Source organism: Bradyrhizobium sp. U531 (genome assembly GCF_051710265.1).
GTDB lineage: Bacteria > Pseudomonadota > Alphaproteobacteria > Rhizobiales > Xanthobacteraceae > Bradyrhizobium.
In genome coordinates this window covers 1,012,060-1,033,875 of sequence record NZ_JASVEN010000001.1, presented here as the reverse complement: position 1 = coordinate 1,033,875, position 21,816 = coordinate 1,012,060, and the positions used below count along the sequence as shown (strand labels likewise).

The following is a 21,816-nucleotide window of genomic DNA, read 5'->3' as shown; positions in this document are numbered from 1 at the left end:
GTGGCGTGGCCACGCCGCTGCCAGGGTCAGCTCTAGGCCACCCTTGCGTCAGCCTCAAGTCAGCCTCAGCGCAGCCTAGAAACTGCGTGAGGCTCGTTCAAGTCCCCGCCTGGCGGCCGCCCTTCAACGGGCAGAGGTGCGACCGCCTAAGCTTAGCGTACTTTCGGAAGGTGGGCTCAGCCCTGGGCAATCAACTCGACGGTTCCTGTGCTCAGCCGATAGATGCCGCCGACCACCTTGAGCTTGCCCTGCTCGACCGCTGCATTGAGGATCGGCGCAGCCGATTTCAGCTTGGCGACGTTGTCGATGACGTTCTGACGAATGGCGTTGTCGAGCGCGTTGCCGCCCTGCCCGGCCGACGCCTTCACCGACGGCGCGATCGCCGAGACCAGCGTCGGGATGTGTCCCGGCAGCGGCTTGTCGTCCTTCAGCGACTTGATCGTGGCATCGACCGCACCGCAATTGTCGTGGCCGAGCACCAGGATCAGGGGCGTGCCGAGCACGGCGACGGTGTACTCCATGCTCGCGACCGTCTCGTCACCGGCAAAGTTTCCGGCGACACGGCACACGAACAGGTCGCCGCGTCCGCTGTCGAAGGCATATTCGGGTGCGATGCGCGAATCGGCGCAGCTCAGCACGGCCGCGTAGGGATTCTGGCCGCCGACCAGCGCCTCGCGCTCGTGCGTGAAATCGTGGCGGCGCGACACGCCCGACACGTAGCGTGAATTGCCTTCCATCAGCCGCTTGAGCGCGGCATCGGCCGACAACACGTTCTGGGGTTTCGGCGGTGCCTTGGCATTCTTCGCCGAAGCCGTCCCGCCAAACGCCGCCGCTCCGAGCGCGGAGGCGGCGAACAGCATCATCGAGCGGCGGGAGGGGGCAGGCGATCGATGCAGATTTTCAGAGCATTTGTCACACATGGTTGTTCTTCCTTCGTTGCGCGCCGGGCGACAACTGATAGCTGTACCCGGTAGACTTCGAAACCATGCATAATCTTGTTAGTTAAGCCTTCGTTTGCGGCGATGCGCGCAAGCGTCAGATCTGCTGCACGTCCACCACGCCCGCGACCGCCTTGATCGCGCCGGCGATCTGCGGCGAGACCTTGAAGCGGCCGGGCAGCTTCATCTCCACCTCGGTCTCGAGGTCGAGCATCATCACCAGCGAGACCTCGCCGTCGCCGCTTCCGCGCGGCGCGATGCCGGGGCTGCCGACCTTCGGCGCGGCGCCGTTCGAGGCGGCCATGTCGGGACCGGCCAGACGCTTGGCGATCGACTCCAGCGGCTTGGTATCGCGCAGGAAGATGCGCAGACCCTTCTGCGTCTTGGCGGCGGCGTCATCGAGCGGCTCGGCATGCAGCACGCGCGCGCGGACGTCCTCGCCCTGGAGCTCCGCGCCGAGCTGCAGCAGCACGGCGGCGCCCGGCTCCAGCACGTCGCGATATTGCGCGAGGCCTTCGGAGAACAGCACCGCCTCGAAATGGCCGGTGGGATCGGACAATCCCATGATGCCCATCTTGTTGCCGGTCTTGGTGCGCCGCTCCATGCGCGAGACCACGGTCGCTGCGACCTTGCCGGCGGTGGCGCCGGTCTTCACCGCGCGCGAGAATTCCGCCCAGCTCTGCACCCGTAGGCGCTTCAGCACGGTGGCGTAGTCGTCGAGCGGATGACCCGACAGGAAGAAGCCGACGGCGTCGTATTCGCGGCGGAGCTTTTCCGCCGGCAGCCACGGCTCGATCTGCGGCAGCATGATGGTCGGCGCATCCGCCGACATGCCGAACATGTCGTTCTGGCCGATGGTCTCTGCCTGATGTGCGCGCTGGCAGGCGGCGAGGATCGAATCCGCGCCGGCGAAAACGCGGGCGCGGTTCGGCTCCAGCGTGTCGAAGGCGCCGGCGGCCGCAAGGCTTTCGATGATGCGCTTGTTGATCGCGCGCGGATTGACCCGCGCGGCGAAGTCGGCGAGCGAGGTGAACAGCCCGCGCTTGGTGCGCTCCTCGATGATCTGCTCGATCGCCTGGATGCCGACGCCCTTGAGCGCCGCGAGCGCGTAGTAGATGACCTTGTCGCCGACCTCGAAGGTCGCGCCGGAGCGGTTGATGTTCGGCGGCTCGACCTTGATGCCGAGGCGCTGCGCCTCGGAGCGGAATTCGGAGAGCTTGTCGGTGTTGTTCAGATCGAGCGTCATCGACGCCGCGATGAACTCCACCGGATAATGCGCCTTCATGTAGGCGGTGTGGTAGGACACCAGCGCATAGGCCGCCGCATGGCTCTTGTTGAAGCCGTAGTCGGCGAACTTCGCCAGCAGCTCGAAGATGGTCTCGGCCTGCGCCTTCGGGACCCCATTCTTCACCGCACCCGCGACGAAGATGTCGCGCTGCTTGTCCATCTCGGCGCGGATCTTCTTGCCCATGGCGCGGCGCAAGAGGTCAGCGTCGCCGAGCGAATAGCCCGACATCACCTGCGCGATCTGCATCACCTGTTCCTGGTAGATGATGACGCCGAAGGTCTCCTTCAGGATCGGCTCCAGCACGGGATGTAGATATTCCGGCTCCTCCTCGCCGTGCTTGCGCGAGCAATAGGTCGGGATGTTCGCCATCGGGCCCGGGCGATACAGCGCCACCAGCGCGATGATGTCCTCGAACCGGTCGGGCCGCATGTCGACCAGCGCGCGCCGCATCCCTGCGCTTTCCACCTGGAACACTCCGACCACCTCGCCGCGCGCCAGCATCTGGTAGCTGTCGGCATCGTCGATCGGCAGCGTGGCGAGATCGACATGGATGTCGCGCGGCTTGAGCAGCTTGCAGGCGACGTCGAGCACGGTCAGCGTCTTCAGGCCGAGGAAGTCGAACTTGACGAGGCCCGCGGGCTCGACCCATTTCATGTTGAACTGGGTCACCGGCATGTCCGATTTCGGATCGCGGTACATCGGCACGAGCTCGCTCAACGGGCGATCGCCGATCACGATGCCGGCGGCGTGCGTCGAGGCGTGGCGGGTCAATCCTTCGAGGCGCTGGGCGATGTCGAAGGCGCGCGCCACCACCGGATCCTCGTCGCGGAACGCCTGCAGCTTCGGCTCGCTCTCGATCGCCGCCGCCAGCGTCACGGGCGCGGCCGGATTCTGCGGCACCAGCTTGGTCAGCTTGTCGACCTGGCCATAGGGCATCTGCAGCACGCGTCCGACGTCGCGCAGCACGCCGCGCGCCTGCAGCGTACCGAAGGTGATGATCTGCGCGACCTGCTCGCGACCGTAGCGCTCCTGGACGTATTTGATCACCTCGCCGCGGCGGTCCTGGCAGAAGTCGATGTCGAAGTCCGGCATCGAGACGCGCTCGGGATTGAGGAAGCGCTCGAACAGCAGGCCGAACTTGATCGGATCGAGATCGGTGATGGTCAGCGCCCAGGCGACCAGCGAGCCTGCGCCGGAGCCGCGGCCCGGCCCGACCGGGATGCCCTGGCCCTTCGCCCATTTGATGAAGTCGGACACGATCAGGAAGTAGCCCGCGTATTTCATGCGCATGATGACGTCGAGCTCGAACGCCAGGCGCTTGTCGTAGTCTTCTTGCGTCGTGCCCTGCGACAGGCCGTGGACGCGCAGGCGGTTGGCGAGCCCCTCCTCCGCCTGACGCTTCAGCTCGGCGGCCTCGACCGAGGCGGCGTCCGAGCTCTGCGCGGCGCCGACGGTGAAGAACGGCAGGATCGGCTTGCGCGTCATCGGGCGGAACGAGCAGCGCTCGGCGATCTCCACCGTCGAGGCCAACGCCTCCGGAATGTCGGCAAACAGCACCGCCATCTCGGCGCGGGTCTTGAAGCGATGATCCGGCGTCAGCTGCACCCGATCGGTCTCGGCGATCAGCCGGCCGCCGGCGATGCAGAGCAACGCGTCATGCGCCTCGTAATCGTCGGTCGAGGCGAAATACGGCTCGTTGGTCGCGACCAGCGGCAGTCCCTTGGCGTAGGCGATGTCGATCAGGCCGCTTTCGACGCGCCGCTCCCTGTCGATGTTGTGGCGCTGCAATTCGATGTAGAGGCGGTCGCCGAACAGGCCGGCCAGGCGCTCGCAGCGCAGCGCCGCGATGTCCGCCTGCCCCGAAGCCAGCGCCAGCGAGATCGGTCCATCGGGGCCGCCCGTCAGCGCGATCAGGCCGTCGGTCTCGCCCTCGAGCCAGTCGAACTTGATGTGGCAGGCGTGGGTGTCGGGCGTCTCCAGGAACGCGCGCGAGTTCAGCCGCATCAGGCTGCGATAGCCGCGCTCCTGCGCCGCCAACAGCACCACGCGCGAGGGCGGCAGCGCGTTGCGCGCGTTGGGATCCTGGTCGCCGAAATCGATCGCGAGCTCGCAACCGACGATCGGCTGGATGCCGGAGCCCGCCATCTTGTCGGAGAATTCCAGCGCCCCGAACATGTTGTCGGTGTCGGTCAGCGCCAGCGCCGGCTGATGGTCCTTCTTCGCCAATTCGGCGAGCTTGGCGATCTTGATCGAGCCCTTGAGCAGCGAATAGGCCGAGTGAACGTGAAGGTGGACAAATCCGGCGCTCGGCATGATCGCGTGACGGCCTCTTGATGAGATGAAGCGGTCGCCAGCACTGTGAGGATGATGAGCATCCCCCATCCGTCCGGCCGACTCGCATTGCAATGGTGGGGTCTCACCGCTGCAGAGTCCACGCCGGACCCGCCGATTGGCGGCGTCGTCCTGCTTTTCCCCAAGGTGGCAACGAACAGGCGGCCGAGGGGAACGTCAGGGGTCGCGGCCTAGAGCTGGGGAATCAAAGTTGCGGAATCACCTGGGCCCAGATCGCGACCATCCCGACGAACAGTGCGATTGACGCGAGTGCGGCGGCTTCTTCCACGAAAATCCTGAACATGGCTTGCTCCATCACTAGAACGTATGAAGAACATTGTTCTCATTTCGTTCTCGGGAGTCAAGCAGTCTTGGACCACTCGAAAATCAAATGGTTAACTCGCTGAATTCACGCAACAAAAAAGCCCCGGCCAAGGCCGGGGCTTTTCGACGACCGCTCGCAAGGAGCGATCGGGATCAGTAACGGCCGAGCATCGGGCCGCCGAACTTGTAGTTCAGGCGGACGAGACCCATGTCGACGTCCTGCTTGACGTTGACCGGCAGAACACCGAACGGGCCGGTCAGGTTCTTGTCGCTGCCACCCAGGAAGATGTGGTCGTACTCGACGCCGACCGACCAGTTCGGAGCGAAGCCGAACTCGAGGCCCGCACCGACGGTGCCGCCCCAACGGGTGTCGTTGCCCGAAGCCAGCGACACGCCGGCGAACGAGGCGTCGTACTTGGTGCTGACCACAGCCGCACCGCCCTTGACGTAGAGCAGGACGTTGTTCCAGGCGTAGCCGACCTGACCGGTGATCAGACCGAACGAATCGATCTTGGTGTTGTTGGTGAAGCCGGAGATCGCGCCGACATGGCTGCCGGAGAAGTCGGCCCAGTTGCCCTGGCCTTCGACACCGAACACCCACTGGCCGGACTGCCAGCGATAACCGACCTGACCACCGACCGTGCCTCCGGTCGCGTCGTGCGAACCATCACGGCCGAAACCGACCAGGTCCCACTTCGCGTTCGCCGAACCACCGCCGCCGTTGAGGCCGATGTAGAAGCCGCTCCAGTCGTAGATCGCGGCGACCATCGCCGGCGCCTTGGTGTAAGGCCGTGCTGCGAGGTCAGCAGCCAGTGCCGGCGCAGCCGCGCTCAGCGCGACAAGGCTCACGGCAGCAAGCAACACATTCTTCTTCATTTGAATCCCGTTCCAGTTTTCTTCAGTAGGCCCCCGGGCCGCTGAGTGGTGATATCAGCGATCCCCGGAATTGCTGTAGCCACGCCGCAACAGTTCGCTCCAAAGGACCTCGCTCATTAACGAATGTTTATCCGCGCATGCGCGGAAACCCTTTGAAACAAGTATTTTCAGCAGTTCCAATGTCGACTACAGGTCATAAAGTTCATACGCGCGTAATGACGTCGCGCGCACATTCACGTGATTGGAGATTCGAAATGCGCGGTCGTTGTAGCCACCCCATTGTCGCCACACTTTCGCTTGCATTCATCACAATCGCGCTCGCATCAACCGCGACGACTCCCGCGCGCGCGTTCGGCACGCATCACGCATTCTGCCTCACCGGCGATGAATGGCCGGGTCTGAGCAATTGCAGGTTCGACACCTACGCGCAGTGTCAGGCCAGCGCGTCGGGGCGCGCGCTGACCTGCATCGCGAATCCCTATTTCGCCGGGCAGAGCGACGACCCCTACGCCTATCAAAACCGTCCGCGCCCGCAGATCCCGGGTTACTCGCCGGGCTACTACCTGCCGCGCTGAGGTTCGCCGATCGAGACATACCCGCCAAGTGCCGGCACTGGCGGGACGCTGATATGCAGTCGCCGCTTCGCCGGTGCTGCAGTGTTGACGCGGGCTGATCGCAGTTTAAGTACGACGGAGAAATCTTGCAGGGGTGGCGACGTTCGCTGGGCTGGTTCCCGTTGACGCCACCAATGCAGGACACATGACGACTTCGCACTCCGCGACCTCGCGCCGCCCAACATCGGCTTCCGCGCCCCCTCGCCTCGCCATCGTCCTGCTCTCGCTCGCCATGGGCGGCTTTGCGATCGGAACCACCGAATTCGCATCGATGAGCCTGCTGCCGTTCTTCGCGGCCGATCTCGGCATCGACGAGCCGACCGCGGGACACGCGATCAGCGCCTACGCGCTCGGCGTCGTGCTGGGCGCGCCGCTGATCGCCGTGCTTGGCGCTCGCTTCGCCCGACGAACGCAGCTGCTCGCGCTGATGTCGGTGTTCGCGCTCGGCAATGCGCTCACGGCGCTCGCGCCCGGCTATGGCGCGATGATCGCGGCCCGTTTTCTCTCCGGATTGCCCCACGGCGCCTATTTCGGCATTGCCGCGCTCGTGGCGGCCTCGCTGGTTCCCCAACATCGCCGCTCCCAGGCGGTCGGCCAGGTGATGCTCGGGCTGACTTCGGCCACCATCATCGGCGTGCCGCTCGCCAACCTGATCGGACAGGCGGTGGGCTGGCGCGCGAGCTTCGGCCTCGTCTCGGTGCTGGCGTTGCTCACCGTCTTGCTCTGCGCCCTGTTCGCGCCGCGCGACCAGGCCGGCCGATCCGATCCCTTGCGCGAGCTCGGTGCGCTCAGGAGCGGCCGCGTCTGGATCACGCTCGCGATCGGCGCCATCGGCTTCGGCGGCATGTTCGCGGTCTACACGTATCTTGCGACGACGCTGATCGAGGTCACCAAGGTGAGCCCCGCAATCATCCCGTTCTTCCTCGCCGTGTTCGGCGTCGGTGCGACCCTCGGCAATCTGTTCGTGCCGCGCTTTGCCGACCGCGCCTTGATGCCGACGGCGGGTGTCATCCTGCTGTTCGCGGCGGTCGCACTCCTGCTGTTCCCGCTTGCCGCCGGCAATCCATGGCTGCTTGCAGCCGATATCTTCGCCATCGGCGCCAGCGTCTCGCTCGGCGCCATCCTGCAGACGCGGCTGATGGACGTTGCGGGAGACGCGCAGGCACTTGCCGCCGCGCTGAACCATTCGGCGTTCAACACCGCCAATGCGCTCGGCCCCTTCCTCGGCGGCCTCGCGATCCGCGAGGGGCTGGGCTGGACCTCCACCGGTCCCGTCGGCGCTGCGCTGGCGCTGCTGGGCTTCCTGATCTGGATCGTGGCCTGGCGCGACAGCAGGCCCGCAGCGCCCGTGATCGCCTCGCCCGGCGACGCTGCATCGCTGACGAACGCGCCGCCGCTGGCGCCGGATCATTGGAGGCGCGCGGATTCCGCCAGGGATCCGGTGGCGTAGATCGTCCACCGGTCGACGTGAGCTGCCGGCAGCCTCAACCGGCCATCGTCACGATCAACGGCCCCTGCTTTGTGGCGACCACGGTGTGCTCGTACTGCACGGTCGGCGCCTCCGGGCTGCTGTAGAGCGTCCAAGGATCATCGCCGTTCTCGGCCCATTCCGCGCCCATGGAGAGGAACGGCTCGACGGTGAACACAAGGCCGTCGGTCATGATGCGGCGCTCGGAGCGGTCAGGCCAGGTTGCGATCTCGGTCGGCTCTTCATGGAGCGACAGGCCGACGCCGTGGCTGGCGAGATTCCTGACGAGGCTGTAGCCGTTCTTTCGCGCAAAGGTCCCGATCGCCTGGCCGATCCCGGCAATGGGCTTGCCGGCGCCGACCTGCTGCAGGCCGGTCCACATCGCCCGCCTTCCGTCGCGGCAGAGACGTTCGATCCTTCGGATTGTGGGCGGAACGGCAAACGAGGCGCCCGTATCGGCGAAGAAGCCGTTCTTCTCCGCGGACACGTCGATGTTGACGAGGTCGCCGGGCGCGATCCGCCGCTCGCCGGGAATGCCGTGAGCGATCTCCTCGTTCACGCTGATGCAGGTCGCACCGGGAAATTCGTAAGCCAGCTCCGGGGCCGAACGCGCCCCGGCCGCCTCCAGGAGCTTTCGGCCGATCTGATCGAGTTCAGAGGTGGTCATGCCCGGCTCGAGCGCCTTCCCCATCGCCTCCAGCGTGTTGGCGACGATGCGCCCGATCTCCTGCAGGCGCGCCAGGTCGTTGTCATCAGAGATCGTCATGTCAGGGGCTCTCCCGAAAGCCGGGGCATAGCGCCTGTGGGATCGGCTTGCAAACCGGAAAAGACGGGCTGGCGCGATCTGCCTTCAACCCTCGTCGAGCAGATTGCGAACCTTGGCTGCAAGGTCCTCTATCGCAAAGGGCTTGGACAGCAGATGCTTGCCGGCATCGAGCATGCCGTTGTGAACGATGGCGTTGCGCGTGTAGCCGGTGGTGAACAGCACCTTCAGGTCCGGGTATCGTCGCGACAGTTCGGCCGCAAGCTCGGCGCCTGTCATGTCGGGCATGACGACATCGGTGAACAGCAGATCCGGGACGAGACCGTTTTCGATCGTCCTGATCGCTTCCCTGGCGCTCGCCGCCTCGATGACCTTATAACCGAGCTCGCGCAGGCTTTCGGAGGAGATGCTGCGGACGCGCTCGTCGTCCTCGACGACCAGGATGGTCTCGCTCTGCAGGCTCGCTCCGGGATGCGTCACGCCTTGCGACGAGGTCGACACCGCGTCCTTGCCCGCGAAACGTGGAAGATAGATCTTCACCGTCGTGCCGACGTCGACTTCCGAGTAGATCTTGACGTGGCCGCCCGACTGCCGCACGAAGCCGTAGACTTGGCTGAGGCCGAGACCGGTGCCCTTGCCCACGACCTTGGTCGTGAAGAACGGATCGAACACCTTTCCGAGCACGTCGGCCGGAATCCCGGTGCCGTTGTCCGTCACGGCAACGAGAACATATTGCCCGGGCGACAGCGCATATTCGCGCGCATATTTCTGGTCGATCGAGGCGTTGCTGGTTTCGATCGTCAGCCGGCCGCCCTTCGGCATGGCATCGCGCGCATTGACCGCAAGGTTGATGACGGCGCTTTCGAGCTGGGCCGGGTCTGCCTTGACGCGCCAGAGGCCCGCCGCCAGAACCGTCTCGAGGCGAACCAGCTCACCGAGCGACCGCTCCAGCAGCTCGCTCATCCCCCTGACCATCTTGTTGATGTCCACGACCTCGGGCGCCAGAGGCTGCTGGCGCGAGAATGCGAGCAGCCTTTGCGTCAAGGTCGCCGCGCGATTTGCACCATCGATGGCCCCCTCGATGAAGCGGTCGACGTTGACCTCTCCCTTGCCGAGCCGGCGCTTGGCGAGATTCAGGCTGCCGAGGATCACGGCCAGCATATTGTTGAAGTCGTGGGCGATCCCTCCGGTCAACTGACCCACGGCTTCCATCTTCTGGGATTGCCGCAACTGCTCTTCGGCCTTCATGCGTTCGGCGATTTCGTCGGCGACACGTTGCTCCAGCTGGGCATTGAGCGCCTCCAGCCGGGTCAGGAGCCGGGCGTTGTCGATGGAGGTGGCGGCGTGGCCTGCGATCCCGACCAACGCGGTCTCGTGCTCGGCCTGGAATTTAGCCGTCTCTGCATGGCCGAAGAAGAGCCCGCCGAGAACTTCGCCGGTTCGCGAGGTGACGGGGACCGCGAGGTAGGAGCGGACCGGAAGGTGTCCCTCGGGCATGCCCTTGCGCGGCGTGTTCTTGCCATAGCGCGGGTCCTGCAGGATGTCGTCGGACCTCACCACGCCGGTGCCCTTGAACGTCGGCTCGAACACCGCGGTGTTGCGAGGCATGGGGAAATTCTCGAAGGCGGATCGCGGCACGCCCGACAGCGAATAAAGCATGTAGCTGCCGCCGTCGGCCGCCAGGACGTTGTAGAAGAACGCTCCGAACTGGGCGCCCGTCAGCTCGACGCCGGCATCCGTCACGATCTGCACGATCTTCTCGAGGTCGCGCTCGCGAGCGACCGAGGCGCCGGTATCGTTCAATATTCTAAGCTGCCGCTCGGTCTTCTTCTGCGCCGAAATATCCAGCACCGTCCCGATGAAGCGGACGGCCTGCCCATCGGAAAAGATCGCCTCGCCGGTCGCCGCGATCCAGCGCTCGATACCATCCTCGATGCCGATGGTTCGATATTCGATGTTGTAGCTTTGTGGAGATTCCGGCGTCAGGGCCGCGGACACCGCCTCATGGGCGCGCTGCCTGTCGTCCGGATGGATGCCCTTCAGGAACGAGCCTTCGTAGCTCACCTCGGCCTCCGGCGACAAACCGAACACCTCCTTGCAACGATTGTCCCATCCAAGAACGTTGTTGACCGGGTCGTAATCCCAGGTGCCGATGCCTGCTGCCTTGTTCGCAAGGCCCAGGCGTTCGGCGGCGTTGCGTGCGGCCTGCTCCGATCGAACGCGCTCGATATGGGCCCACGACCTCTCCGTGACCTCCGTGAGCAACGCCAGCTCGCGCGGCGTCCACCGGTGCGGTCCGCGGTGATGAATGGCCATCAAGGCCGTGAGCTGGCCTTCCTTGACCAGGGGCATGCAAATCGTCGCCCCTATTCCGATGCTCTGAAAGGTGGCCGCTTCCTCCGGCGCGATCTCCTTCAGATTGTCGTTGATGACGAGAGGCCTGCCGGCGCCGAGCTCTCGCACCGCCTTCTCACCAAAGTCAGCCAGGCTGTAATGGCCGAGAATATGCATCGCACCCGGCGCCGCCCAATCGCCGCGGACGTTGAAGCCGTCCTGATCGGGATCCATGTCGGCATAGGCGCAGTTGGAGACCCCGAGATGCTCACCGACCATTCTCGTCGTCACCGCCATCACGCCGTCGGCATCGCGGGTGGTGGCGGTCTCCTTGTTGAGCGCATCCAGGAAAAGCAGACGGCTCTCATTTTCCCGCACCGCCGCCTCGGCACGCCGCCGTTCGACGGCCGTTCGCGTGCGTTCGGCGACGTCGTGGATGAGCTCGAGCTCCTGGGTGCTCCAGGCGCGCGGTGTCGCGTTGTTGAGATACAGCAGCGCGACGACGCCGTCGGGCTCGGAGATCGGCATGTTGACGAGAGCGCGGGCGGATATCGCCTCGAGCGCGGCTGCGCGGTCGCCGACGCGAGGATCCTTCTCCGCATCGGCACAGATGACGGTCTCGCCGCGCTTCAAATCTTCGATGTAGTCGCCATAGTCGCGGAAGTGCAGCACACCCGCCAGGCTGAAGATGCCCGGCGCATTCCAGTCACGGACGATGGTGATGGTCTCGGCCGATGTATCGACGGTGCCGTAGCCGGCGCGGCTGACCTTCAGACTACGGCCGAGCAGCTCTGCCGCGGCATAGGCGAGATCGTCAGGATTGGCGATTTCCCGGATATAGTCGCCGAGAGCGGCCAGGACGGCATTGCGATCGGTCGAGTCCTCCCCGGCCGTCGATGTCATCTGACTTCCCCCGACAGTTTGCTCGTCCCACCGAATATCGTTCAACGCAATCCTGCGGCATTGGCTTCGATCCAACGACGATGACAGCGAGAGATTGGCATCCGCGCGCCCTGATAACTTCATGAAGCCATTAAGGTTCCGGCGCAGGCGCGGGATCGCGGCTCCGCTCCCTGCCGCCGCGGGGAAGTGAAGATACTGGTCCTGACGGCTACAAAATAAACGTGAACCGATGCGCCACCGCAAGTTGTGAACGCGGCAATCGTCATGTAGCGTCGGTGTCGATATTCCACTCCTTGGTCTCGCACTTGATGCTCGCCCGCCTCCTGCTTCTCCTGGTCCTGCTGTCGCTTCCCGGTGCATTGCGTGCCGAAGGGACGCCGGCCGAGAAAGCCGGATTTACCTCCAGACTGACGATCTATCTCGCCAAGGGCGCACCCGATGCGTGCGGGCCGGGTTGCGACCGCTGGATCGCGATCGAGGGCGAGATTGATCGGGACGCTGCTCCGCGCATTCGCCGCTTCCTCGCCGGCGTCAAGGATTTGCAGCGCCCGATCTACCTTCACTCGCCCGGCGGGAACGTGGAGCAATCCTACGACATCGCGCGCTTGCTCCGCAGCCGCAAGGCCATCGCCCGGGTTGGGCGGACGATCGTGACGGCGTGCGCGGCGGGCACCCAGGTGGACGCCGCGTGCCAGAAGATCAAGAGCGGGGCCGGCGAGGTCGAGGCCGAACTCACCACCTATCATGCGATGTGCAACTCGGCCTGCGGCTACCTGTTTCTCGGCGCGACCTCTCGCGAGGTCGCCCCCGATGCCGCGCTGGCGGTGCATAATTCCAGGCTGATCCTGAAGTTTAGCGGCAATCCGCCTCCGGAGGTGGTCGCCGAAGCGCGCCGACGCCGGATCGCCGGCGCCGACCGCGACCGCGCCGCGTTCATTGTCGCGATGGGAGTCAGCCGCGAGCTCGACGCGCTGATCCGCACCGTGAAATTCGAGAACCTGCACGTGCTGACGCGGCCCGAGCTCTACCGGTTCGGCATTGACACGCGGCCGCTGGCCGAGACGATGTGGCGGCTGGAAAAGGGAGCACGGCCGTTCATCAGCAAGATCGCCGCGGTGAAGAAGGACAGCGACGCCTCGTTCAGGACCATGGAATGGCGCCTGTATTGCGAGAACAAGAAGCGCGTGCCGCTGATGATCGCGGGCGAGATCGACGCGGCCGCGACGGTCAAGAAATCAATCCTGATGGCCGCCAGCGCCGACCTGAGCAAGCAAGCCGGTGGGCCTGCGGTGCGGTTCGGAAAGTTCGAGGTCTGGAGCGGCGCCGTCGAACCCGACATGGTCAAAGCGGTGCTGGCCTCGCACTCCCTGCAGGTCCGGGAGACCACGCCGGAGCCGGAAGGAAAGGCTGACACCACGAGCTTCAACATCGACACGACCGGTCTGACGTCGGTGTGGACCCAGCTCGGGACGTCGTGCACGGCGGCGGCGGCAGATCCGGCAAAATCCTGGCCGGCGAATTCCCTGCAGCCGACGCCCTGGACGGACAGTCCCTGGAAGGCAAGTGGCACCCTGCCGAATGTCAAGGCAACGCCTGCCGCCACGCCCGCGCCGTAGCGCGGCGCGCATTCCTGCCACTCGACCAACTGAAGCAGGCCGGCATCGCTCCACGTCGATGAAGAACCCTGACGGGCTCGGGTGCTATTCGGCTGAGCCCTCCAGCGCCGGCACGGCGACTTGCGTCGCAGGCTCGGGCACCTGGCAGCCGGTCGCGCAGCAGCGGCCCGGCTGCTTCGAGACGCGGCGCCCCTCATCGACGAGGCCGCGGTCGAGCAGGCCTTCGACCAGCTCCATCTTCTCGACCACGGGATAGTTGCGCCAGATCTCGCGCTTCATGGCCTCAGGCGAGCCGCCTCCGTGCAGCGAGATCACCGAGTACCAGCCTGCTTCGTGCGAGACCGTCAGGTCCTCGATAAAGCGTGCGACCTCGGCGCGCTTGTCGGCCGGGATGTCCGGCCGGCCGCCCATCACGGCGGCAAGCGACGCCGCGGTTTCCGGATTGTGATCCTCCTCCGGCCCCGGCAGCGCGACGATCAGGCCACCCGAGACGTAATGCGCCACCCGATGCATGTCGTAGATCTTCGTGGCCAGCAGCAGCTTGCCGATGTTGGAGAACACCGCGTCGGGCATGACCGACCCGGCCGGATCTTTGGAGCAGTAGACCGACGCGGCCACGCCGCAGGCATAAAAGCTCTCGGTGATGGTGATGAGCTCGACCATGGCCTCGCGGATGTGCGCGTGCCGCTCGACGTCGAGGCCGTTGGCCTCGATCATCAAGGCGCCGGCGCCGATCAGAAGATCGCCGAATCCGGCCCGGGCGCCGATACAGGAGTGCCGGTGGTGAGTCGCGTAGTTCGTCGTGAGCAAGCCGCCCTCCTCGGTCTCGCCGGCCAGGAAGACCCGGTCATGCGGAACGAAAACGTCGTCGAACATCACGACACCAACCGACTGGCCGTACTTGGCCGAGAACTTGGCGGATGCCTCGCCCGGACGCCCGGCCGGCCGGGCAATGATGGTGACGCCGGGCGCGTCGCACGGCACCGCGCAGCATACGGCGAAATCCCTGTCCTCCGGATTGTGTGTGCGGCAGGGCATGACCAGAAATTCGTGCATGTAGGGCGCGCCGGTGACGATCGCCTTGGTGCCGCGGATGACGATGCCGTCGGGACGACGCTCCCTGATATGGACATAGACGTCGGGATTGGCCTGCGCGCCGGGGCGCTTCGAACGATCGCCTTTCGCATCGGTCATCGCCACGCCGAGCGTGAGATCCCGGTCCTGAACGTCGTGGAGATACGCCAGAAAGCGCTGACCATAGTCGCTGCCGTGACGTTCATCCGTCAGCCTCGTCGCCTGGTAGATGCCGTTAAGCGCGTCGTGGGTCAGGTAACGCTGCGCGCAGCCGACGGTCTTGCAGACGAGGCGGACCGCCTCGAGCTTCGAGAGCAGGTCCTGCGACGTCTCGTTGATGTGGAGCATCCGGTTGACGACCTTGCCGGACGTACCCTGCCGCGCCGTCATGATCGGCACATGTTCCTGCTTGCGGGCGAAATCGTAGGTGACGCCGACACCGGCGATGCCGGGCGCCAGCAGCGGCTCGTCGGCGACGCTTGCTACGGCACTGCCGTTCACAAACACCCGCGGTCTGTAGGCACGAAGGGATTCCCGGTAGTCGGCACCCGACATCAGCATGACCACGCTCCCTCTTGTATGAATAATCGAACACTGTTAGAATTTTTAACAATGTTAGAATGATGTCAAGCAGGCTGCGGGGAAATTGATGGTGGAAAAGCGACAGAGCCGGCGCGCCGCCGTCAGCGGGCACAAGCGCGAGCTCATTCTCGACGCGGCGAAGCAGGTCTTCGCAGCCGAAGGTCTGGAGGGCGCCAGCCTGCGGGCGATCGCGGTGCACGCCGGCTACACGCCCGCAGCCCTCTATTTCCACTTCGACTCCAAGGAGGCGATCTACGCCGAGGTCCTGAAAGCCTCGCTCGCCTCGCTCGGAGCCGCCGTGGATCAGGCCGTCGCCCAGGCCCGAACGTCAGCGCAGCGCCTGAAGGCCGCGGCAATGGCGTTCTTCCGCTTCTATGCCGATAACCCGCGGGATCTCGACCTCGGCTTCTACCTGTTCCGCGGAGGCATGAAGCCCGCCGGTCTCGGACATGAACGCGACGAGGTGCTGAACGCGGCGTTGGAATCCGCGCTGCGCCCGATCTCCGAAGCGGCGAGCGAACTCGGCGCGTCGCGGCAAAAGGCCAATCTCCTTATGGTCGACTGCTTTGCGCACGCGACCGGATTGCTGTTGCTGCTTCACACCGGCCGTATCCGGATGTTCGGTGCGTCCGCGTCGGATTTGATGGAAGCCTATGTCAAAGACCGCATCGCCCACCTGACGGAGGCGTGAGACCCATGCTCACCATCGACCCCAGGCGATCGCTTCTGCTCATCGTGGACTTCCAGTCGCGCCTGATGCCTGCGATCCACGAAGGATCGACCGCCGTCAGAAACGCAAACCGTCTGATCGAGGCTGCCAAGCTGATCGGTGTCCCCCGCTTGTTCACCGAGCAAAACGCCAAAGGGCTCGGGGCGACCGTGGACGAGGTGCCCGTCGAGACGGACCGTCTCGTCCACAAGCAGTTCTTCGATGCGTGCCGGGAGGACGGCTTTCTCGACCGCGTTCCTCACGACGCACAAATCGTCGTTGCCGGATGCGAGGCTCACGTCTGCGTTCAGCAGACGGTGCTGGGCCTGCTGTCCTCGTCTCGGAAGACCTTCGTAGTGCGCGACGCGCTCGGCTCGCGGCATCCGCAGGACAAGGAGACCGCAGTCCGCCGCATGGAACGCCACGGCGCGGAAATCGTCACCACGGAGATGGTGGTGTTCGAATGGCTGCAGACGTCGGACCACGCGGAATTCCGGCGAGCGGTCGCGTTGATCAAATAGGCGTCGAACCCGGCTTGCCTAAACCGGCGTATAGATCACGAGCTTCAAGGCGGGATCGTCGTTGGCCTGGAAGCTGGTGTGCTCGAACCGGAGCAGACCCCGGGTCGGATGGTTCATGGTCTTGAGGCCGGACATCGTGCTGCGGATGTCGTGGGCTTCCCACCATTTGACGAATTCCGGGCTGCCCTGGCGCAGCCGCGTCAGCAGCTCGGCGAAGGCGGGATCGCCGGCCCAGACGTCATGGGTGGCGCGAAACATCGCGACCATGCTCCTGGCGACATCCGTCCAGCTGGTGCCGTAGAATTTCCGCGTCTGCTTGTTGGTCATCACCAGCAGCAGCGTGTTGCGATCCTCCTCCGGCAATCGCCCGAAGGCGAAGATGTCTTCGGCGGCCTCGTTCCAGGCCAGCACGTCCCAGCGCCGCCCGGTGACATAGGCCGGCTGCTGCAGGCTCTCGATCATCCGCCGGATCGGCGCCGGCACGATCTCGCGCGTGAACGTGCCCCTGACGCTGTCGCGCGCCAGGGCCTTCAGATGCGCATGCTCGGTTTTGCCGAGGCGAAGCGCGCGGGCCAGCGCGTCGATGGTGGTGACGGAGGGGCTGACGGTGCGGCCCTGCTCGAGGCGGATGTACCAGTCGACGCCGATGCCGGCGAGCTGGGCGACCTCCTCGCGGCGCAGCCCCGCGGTGCGCCGGCGGCTGCCGATCGGAAGCCCGACGGCCTTCGGCGACAGCTTTTCGCGGCGGGACCGCAGGAAGTCGCCGAATTCGACGCGGCGTGGATCAGCCATGATGTCGCTCCCGCATGGAGGGCCGTGTGAATACTAGGATAATACCAGGCCTTCCTGGCCCCTCCAAGGCGGCTCATATCGGCATCACCCGACTTTGAGGTGAACACATGAAAGCTGCCGTACTCAAATCCCTGGGATCGCCGCTGGCCATCGAGGAGGTGCCGGAGCCGACCCTCGGCACCGGCGAAGTGATCGTTGACGTCGTCGCCACGCGCGTCCTCTCCTACATGAACGAGGTTTTCGACGGGACGCGCAATTACGCGCTCGAGCTGCCGATCATCCCGGGTCCCGGCGGCATCGGCCGGGTCCGCGCGATCGGCCCGGATGCCACCAAGCTCAGCGTCGGCGATTGGGTGTTCTGCGACCCCACGGTGCGCTCGCGCGACGATGTCGTGGCGCCCGACATCGCCCTCCAGGGGCTCACCGCCGCCGGCCCCGGCGGCATGCGCCTGCAACAACATTTCCGCCACGGCTCCTTTGCCGAGCAGATGCGCGTGCCCACCGAGAACGTGAAGCGGCTCGGCCAGATCACGTCCGAAGAGGCGTCGCGATGGTGCGCGCTGGGAACGGCGCTGGTGCCCTATGGCGGCTTCCTCGCCGCAAATCTTCAGCCCGGCGAGACCGTGCTGGTCAGCGGCGCCACCGGCAATTTCGGCAGCGCGGCCGTCTCGGTGGCGCTCGCGATGGGCGCGGCCTGCGTGGTCACGCCGGGCCGCAACGAGGCGATCTTGTCCGATCTCGTCCGCCGCTTCGGCTCACGGGTAAAGCCGGTCAGGATCACCGGCAACGAGGACGACGACCGCGAGGCGATGAAGCGCGCGGCGCCCGCGCCGATCGATTGCGTGCTCGACATCATGCCGCCCTCGGTGAGCCCGAATGTCGTGCGTGCGGCGATCATGACAGTGCGCGCCTACGGTCGCGTCGCGCTGATGGGTGGCGTCGGCATGGCCGGCGGCGCGGGCCTCGAGCTGCCCTACCCCTGGATCATGCGGAACTGCATCAGCATTCACGGGGTCTGGATGTATCCGCCGGATGCCGCGAGCCGTCTGATTGCGCTGGTGCGCGCCGGACTATTGAGGCTGGAGGAGTACGAGACGACGGCCTTCGACCTCGACCACGCCAACGAGGCCGTGGCGCATGCCGCGGCCAATGGCGGGCCGTTCAAATTGACGGTGATCAGGCCTTGAGTTCCAGCGGCGCGGCGTGCCCGTCGCCGCCGATTTTTTCGTCAGTCGGCCCAAGTACTTGGCTACTGTGCATGGGGTTGTTTTCGCGATTTTTTACTCGAGCTCGACCACCTGGCCGTTCGACAGCGACACGCGCCGGTCCATGCGGCCGGCGAGCTCCATGTTGTGGGTCGCGATCAGCATCGAAACCTTGGTCGCCTTCACGAGCTGCATCAGCGCCTGGAACACGTGATCGGCGGTGTGCGGATCGAGATTACCGGTCGGCTCGTCCGCAAACAGCACGCGCGGTGCATTGGCCACCGCGCGCGCGATCGCCACGCGCTGCTGCTCGCCACCCGACAGCTCGGCGGGGCGATGGGTGATGCGGTCGCCAAGGCCGAGATAGCCCAGAATCTCTTTCGCGCGCTTGACGCTCTCGGACTTCTTCAGGCCGCGGATCATCTGCGGCATCATCACGTTCTCCAGCGCCGAGAACTCGGGCAAGAGGCGGTGCGACTGGTAGACGAAGCCGATATCGGTGCGGCGGAGCTGGGTACGCTCGATGTCGGGCAGTTGCGAGGTCGGCGCGCCGTTGACATAGACCTCGCCGGAATCGGGGGCCTCGAGCAGGCCCGCAATGTGCAGCAGCGTCGACTTTCCCGAGCCCGACGGCGCGACCAGCGCAACCGACTGGCCGGCCCACAGCGCCAGCTTGGCGCCGTCGAGGATCGTCAGCGGCACCTCGCCCTGCAAGTACTGCCGCTTTATCTCGTGGAGATAAATGACCGGTACATCCTCAGCCCCGTGTTGCTGCTCCATCAGCCCCTCATTCATACCGGAGCGCTTCGACGGGATCGAGGCGCGCGGCGCGCCACGACGGATACAGCGTCGCCAGGAACGACAGCGTCAGCGCCATGATGACGACCGCGGTGGTTTCGCCGATGTCGATCTCGGCGGGCAGCTTCGACAGGAAATACAGTTCCGGCGAGAACAGCTCGGTCGAGGTCAGCCAGGACAGGAATTGCCGGATGGACTCGATGTTGAGGCAGATCACCAGGCCGACGGCGAAGCCGACCAGCGTGCCGACCACGCCGATCGAGGCGCCCGTGATCAGGAAGATGCGCATGATCGATCCTTGCGAGGCCCCCATGGTGCGCAGGATCGCGATGTCGCTGCCCTTGTCCTTCACAAGCATGATCAGGCCGGACACGATGTTCAGCGCCGCGACCAGCACGATCATGGTCAGGATCAGGAACATCACGTTGCGCTCGACCTGGAGCGCGTTGAAGAAGGTCGAGTTGCGCTGCCGCCAGTCGACCAGGAACACAGGCCGGCCCGCGGCCTCCGTCACCGCCTGGCGGAAGGCGACGATCTGGTCGGGATTGGTGGTGAACACCTCGATCGAGGTGACGTCGTTGCTGCGGTTGAAATAGGCCTGCGCCTCCGCCAGCGGCATGAACACGAAGCCGAGATCGTATTCGGACATGCCGATCTCGAACACCGCGACGATCTTGTAAGGCTTGATGCGCGGCGTCGTGCCCATCGGCGTCACCGCGCCCTTCGGCGCCACCAGCGTGATGCTGTCGCCGGCGTGCAGCGACAGCTGGTCGGCCAGACGCCGGCCGATCGCGACGCCCTGCCCTTCGTCAAAGCCCTCGAGCGAGCCCTGCTTGATGTTCTTGGCAATCGAGGTGAGGTTGTTGAGATCGTCGGAGCGGATGCCGCGCACCAGCACGCCCGAGGCGTTCCAGGGCGAGGACGCCAGCGCCTGCCCGTCCACCACCGGCGCGGCGAGACGGATGCCCTTCACCTGGCTGAGGCGGTCGGCGACGTCCTTCCAGTCGGTCAGCGGCGATTCCAGCGGCTGCACCAGGATGTGGCCGTTCAGCCCCAATATCTTGTCGAGCAGCTCTTTGCGGAAGCCGTTCATCACGGCCATGACGATAATCAGCGTCGCCACGCCCAGCATGATGCCGAGGAAGGAGAAGCCGGCGATCACCGAGATGAATCCCTCCTTGCGGCGTGCCCGCAAGTAGCGCGCCGACAACATCCACTCGAAGGGCGCGAAAGGCGCGGTAGGCTTGGTCTCTGTCATGGTTTCATCCATCGCTCGATAATCCCATGATTCGGGGGCAAATGTGGCCGGATTGGCGGCCGCGATATCGGGCGATGAACAATATTCAGCGGGACAGCCTTATCAGCCCACAAGTCTTGCGACCGCGTCCGCAGGCGACATGGTCTCGCGGGAGCCGTCACTGCGCCGCTTGATCTCGACCTTGCCGTCGGCGAGGCCCTTCGGCCCGATCATGATCTGCCAGGGGATACCGATCAGGTCGGCGGCGGCGAACTTGGCGCCGGCGCGCTGGTCGGTGTCGTCGTAGAGCACGTCCACGCCCTTGGCGGTGAGTTCGGCATAGAGCTTCTCGCAGGCCGCATCGACCGCCGCATCGCCCTGCTTGAGGTTGAGGATCGACACACGGAACGGGGCCACGGCTTCCGGCCATTTGATGCCGGCATCGTCGTGGCAGGCCTCGATGATGGCGCCCAGGAGGCGCGAGACACCGACGCCATAGGAACCGCCATGGATCGGCACGTCGACGCCGTCCGGGCCGGCCACGAGGGCCTTCATCGCGTCGGAGTACTTGGTGCCGAAATAGAAGATCTGGCCGACCTCGATGCCGCGGGTGTTCACCCGCTTCTCTTCAGGCACTTCCTGCTCGAACCGCGCGGCGTCGTGGACGTCCTCGGTGGCGGCGTAGACCGAGGTCCACTGCTTGATGATCGGCGTCAGGTCGCTGTCGTAGTTCACGTCCTCGCCCGGCACCGGCAGGTCCAGCACGTCGCGATTGATGAACACGCCGGATTCGCCGGTCTCGGCCAGCACGATGAATTCGTGGCTGAGATCGCCGCCGATCGGGCCGGTCTCGGCGCGCATCGGGATCGCCTTCAGCCCCATCCGCGCGAAGGTGCGCAAATAGGCCACGAACATCTTGTTGTAGGCGACGCGCGCCGCGGCCTCGTTGAGGTCGAACGAATAGGCATCTTTCATCAGGAACTCGCGGCCGCGCATCACGCCGAAACGCGGACGCTGCTCGTCGCGGAATTTCCATTGGATATGATAGAGATTCAGCGGCAGGTTCTTGTAGGACTTCACATAGGCGCGGAAGATCTCGGTGATCATTTCCTCGTTGGTCGGCCCATAGAGAAGCTCGCGCTTGTGGCGGTCGGCGATGCGCAGCATCTCCGGACCATAGGCGTCGTAACGGCCGCTCTCGCGCCAGAGATCGGCGAGCTGCAGCGTTGGCATCAAGAGTTCCAATGCCCCGGCGCGGTCCTGTTCCTCGCGCACGATCTGCTCGATCTTCTTGAGCACGCGGAAGCCGAGCGGCAGCCAGGCATAGATGCCGGCGGCCTCCTGCCGGATCATGCCGGCGCGCAGCATCAGTCGATGCGAGACGATCTCCGCCTCTTTCGGATTTTCCTTCAGGATGGGCAGAAAGAAGCGCGACAACCGCAT

The 21,816-nt window shown here is 65.2% G+C and carries 16 protein-coding genes; 6 read left to right on the top strand and 10 right to left on the bottom strand.

What is annotated here, in order from left to right; translation table 11 throughout:
- Positions 1 to 176: 176 nt before the first annotated feature.
- The 3 genes from QRQ56_RS05165 to QRQ56_RS05155 all read right to left on the bottom strand — a co-directional run bounded on the left by QRQ56_RS05165 (position 177) and on the right by QRQ56_RS05155 (position 5,757).
- Positions 177 to 920 (bottom strand): carbonic anhydrase, encoded by a 744-nt coding sequence (locus QRQ56_RS05165; RefSeq protein WP_438738053.1) that lies wholly within the window; start codon positions 918 to 920, stop codon positions 177 to 179.
- Between the two features lie 115 nt (positions 921 to 1,035).
- The gene (dnaE, locus tag QRQ56_RS05160) at positions 1,036 to 4,539 is read right to left on the bottom strand and encodes a DNA polymerase III subunit alpha (protein WP_438738052.1); all 3,504 of its coding nucleotides are present in this window, start codon (positions 4,537 to 4,539) and stop codon (positions 1,036 to 1,038) included.
- Positions 4,540 to 5,034: 495 nt separating this feature from the next.
- Positions 5,035 to 5,757 (bottom strand): outer membrane protein, encoded by a 723-nt coding sequence (locus QRQ56_RS05155; protein WP_438738051.1) that lies wholly within the window; start codon positions 5,755 to 5,757, stop codon positions 5,035 to 5,037.
- A gap of 254 nt (positions 5,758 to 6,011) precedes the next feature.
- Here QRQ56_RS05155 and QRQ56_RS05150 point away from each other — a divergent pair, with 254 nt between their 5' ends.
- Positions 6,012 to 6,332, top strand: coding sequence for a DUF3551 domain-containing protein (locus tag QRQ56_RS05150; protein ID WP_438738049.1), 321 nt, complete (start codon positions 6,012 to 6,014; stop codon positions 6,330 to 6,332).
- A gap of 184 nt (positions 6,333 to 6,516) precedes the next feature.
- Positions 6,517 to 7,821 (top strand): MFS transporter, encoded by a 1,305-nt coding sequence (locus QRQ56_RS05145; protein WP_438738047.1) that lies wholly within the window; start codon positions 6,517 to 6,519, stop codon positions 7,819 to 7,821.
- Between the two features lie 34 nt (positions 7,822 to 7,855).
- Here QRQ56_RS05145 and map read toward each other — a convergent pair whose 3' ends face one another.
- Positions 7,856 to 8,605, bottom strand: a complete 750-nt coding sequence (gene map, locus QRQ56_RS05140; RefSeq protein WP_438738045.1) for a type I methionyl aminopeptidase — start codon at positions 8,603 to 8,605, stop codon at positions 7,856 to 7,858.
- 84 nt (positions 8,606 to 8,689) lie between these two features.
- Positions 8,690 to 11,839 carry a GAF domain-containing protein gene (locus QRQ56_RS05135; protein ID WP_438738043.1) on the bottom strand — a complete coding sequence of 1,050 codons (3,150 nt, stop codon included), beginning with the start codon at positions 11,837 to 11,839 and terminating at the stop codon, positions 8,690 to 8,692.
- Positions 11,840 to 12,147: 308 nt separating this feature from the next.
- On the opposite strand from QRQ56_RS05135, the gene QRQ56_RS05130 reads away from it, so the two are divergent.
- Entirely contained in the window at positions 12,148 to 13,455 is a 1,308-nt protein-coding gene (locus tag QRQ56_RS05130; RefSeq protein WP_438738041.1) for a hypothetical protein, read from the top strand.
- Between the two features lie 84 nt (positions 13,456 to 13,539).
- Here QRQ56_RS05130 and QRQ56_RS05125 read toward each other — a convergent pair whose 3' ends face one another.
- The gene (locus tag QRQ56_RS05125) at positions 13,540 to 15,090 is read right to left on the bottom strand and encodes a 4-hydroxyphenylacetate 3-hydroxylase family protein (RefSeq protein WP_438738040.1); all 1,551 of its coding nucleotides are present in this window, start codon (positions 15,088 to 15,090) and stop codon (positions 13,540 to 13,542) included.
- A gap of 88 nt (positions 15,091 to 15,178) precedes the next feature.
- Here QRQ56_RS05125 and QRQ56_RS05120 point away from each other — a divergent pair, with 88 nt between their 5' ends.
- On the top strand, positions 15,179 to 15,802 hold the full coding sequence (locus QRQ56_RS05120; protein WP_438738038.1) for a TetR family transcriptional regulator: 624 nt from the start codon (positions 15,179 to 15,181) through the stop codon (positions 15,800 to 15,802).
- Positions 15,803 to 15,807: 5 nt separating this feature from the next.
- Entirely contained in the window at positions 15,808 to 16,341 is a 534-nt protein-coding gene (locus tag QRQ56_RS05115) for an isochorismatase family protein (protein ID WP_438738036.1), read from the top strand.
- 18 nt (positions 16,342 to 16,359) lie between these two features.
- Here the strand turns inward: QRQ56_RS05115 and QRQ56_RS05110 are convergent, their stop codons facing one another.
- Positions 16,360 to 17,133: a helix-turn-helix transcriptional regulator gene (locus QRQ56_RS05110; RefSeq protein ID WP_438738035.1), complete on the bottom strand. Its 774-nt coding sequence runs from the start codon at positions 17,131 to 17,133 to the stop codon at positions 16,360 to 16,362.
- A gap of 107 nt (positions 17,134 to 17,240) precedes the next feature.
- Between QRQ56_RS05110 and QRQ56_RS05105 the strand changes: the two genes are divergently transcribed.
- Entirely contained in the window at positions 17,241 to 18,320 is a 1,080-nt protein-coding gene (locus QRQ56_RS05105; RefSeq protein WP_438738034.1) for an alcohol dehydrogenase catalytic domain-containing protein, read from the top strand.
- Positions 18,321 to 18,413: 93 nt separating this feature from the next.
- On the opposite strand, the gene QRQ56_RS05100 is transcribed toward QRQ56_RS05105, so the two are convergent.
- From QRQ56_RS05100 to proS, 3 genes are all read right to left on the bottom strand, one after another.
- Positions 18,414 to 19,118: an ABC transporter ATP-binding protein gene (locus QRQ56_RS05100; RefSeq protein WP_438738033.1), complete on the bottom strand. Its 705-nt coding sequence runs from the start codon at positions 19,116 to 19,118 to the stop codon at positions 18,414 to 18,416.
- Positions 19,119 to 19,125: 7 nt separating this feature from the next.
- On the bottom strand, positions 19,126 to 20,406 hold the full coding sequence (locus tag QRQ56_RS05095) for a lipoprotein-releasing ABC transporter permease subunit (RefSeq protein WP_438738031.1): 1,281 nt from the start codon (positions 20,404 to 20,406) through the stop codon (positions 19,126 to 19,128).
- Between the two features lie 90 nt (positions 20,407 to 20,496).
- Complete coding sequence (gene proS, locus QRQ56_RS05090; RefSeq protein ID WP_438738029.1) at positions 20,497 to 21,816, bottom strand: proline--tRNA ligase; 1,320 nt, start codon at positions 21,814 to 21,816, stop codon at positions 20,497 to 20,499.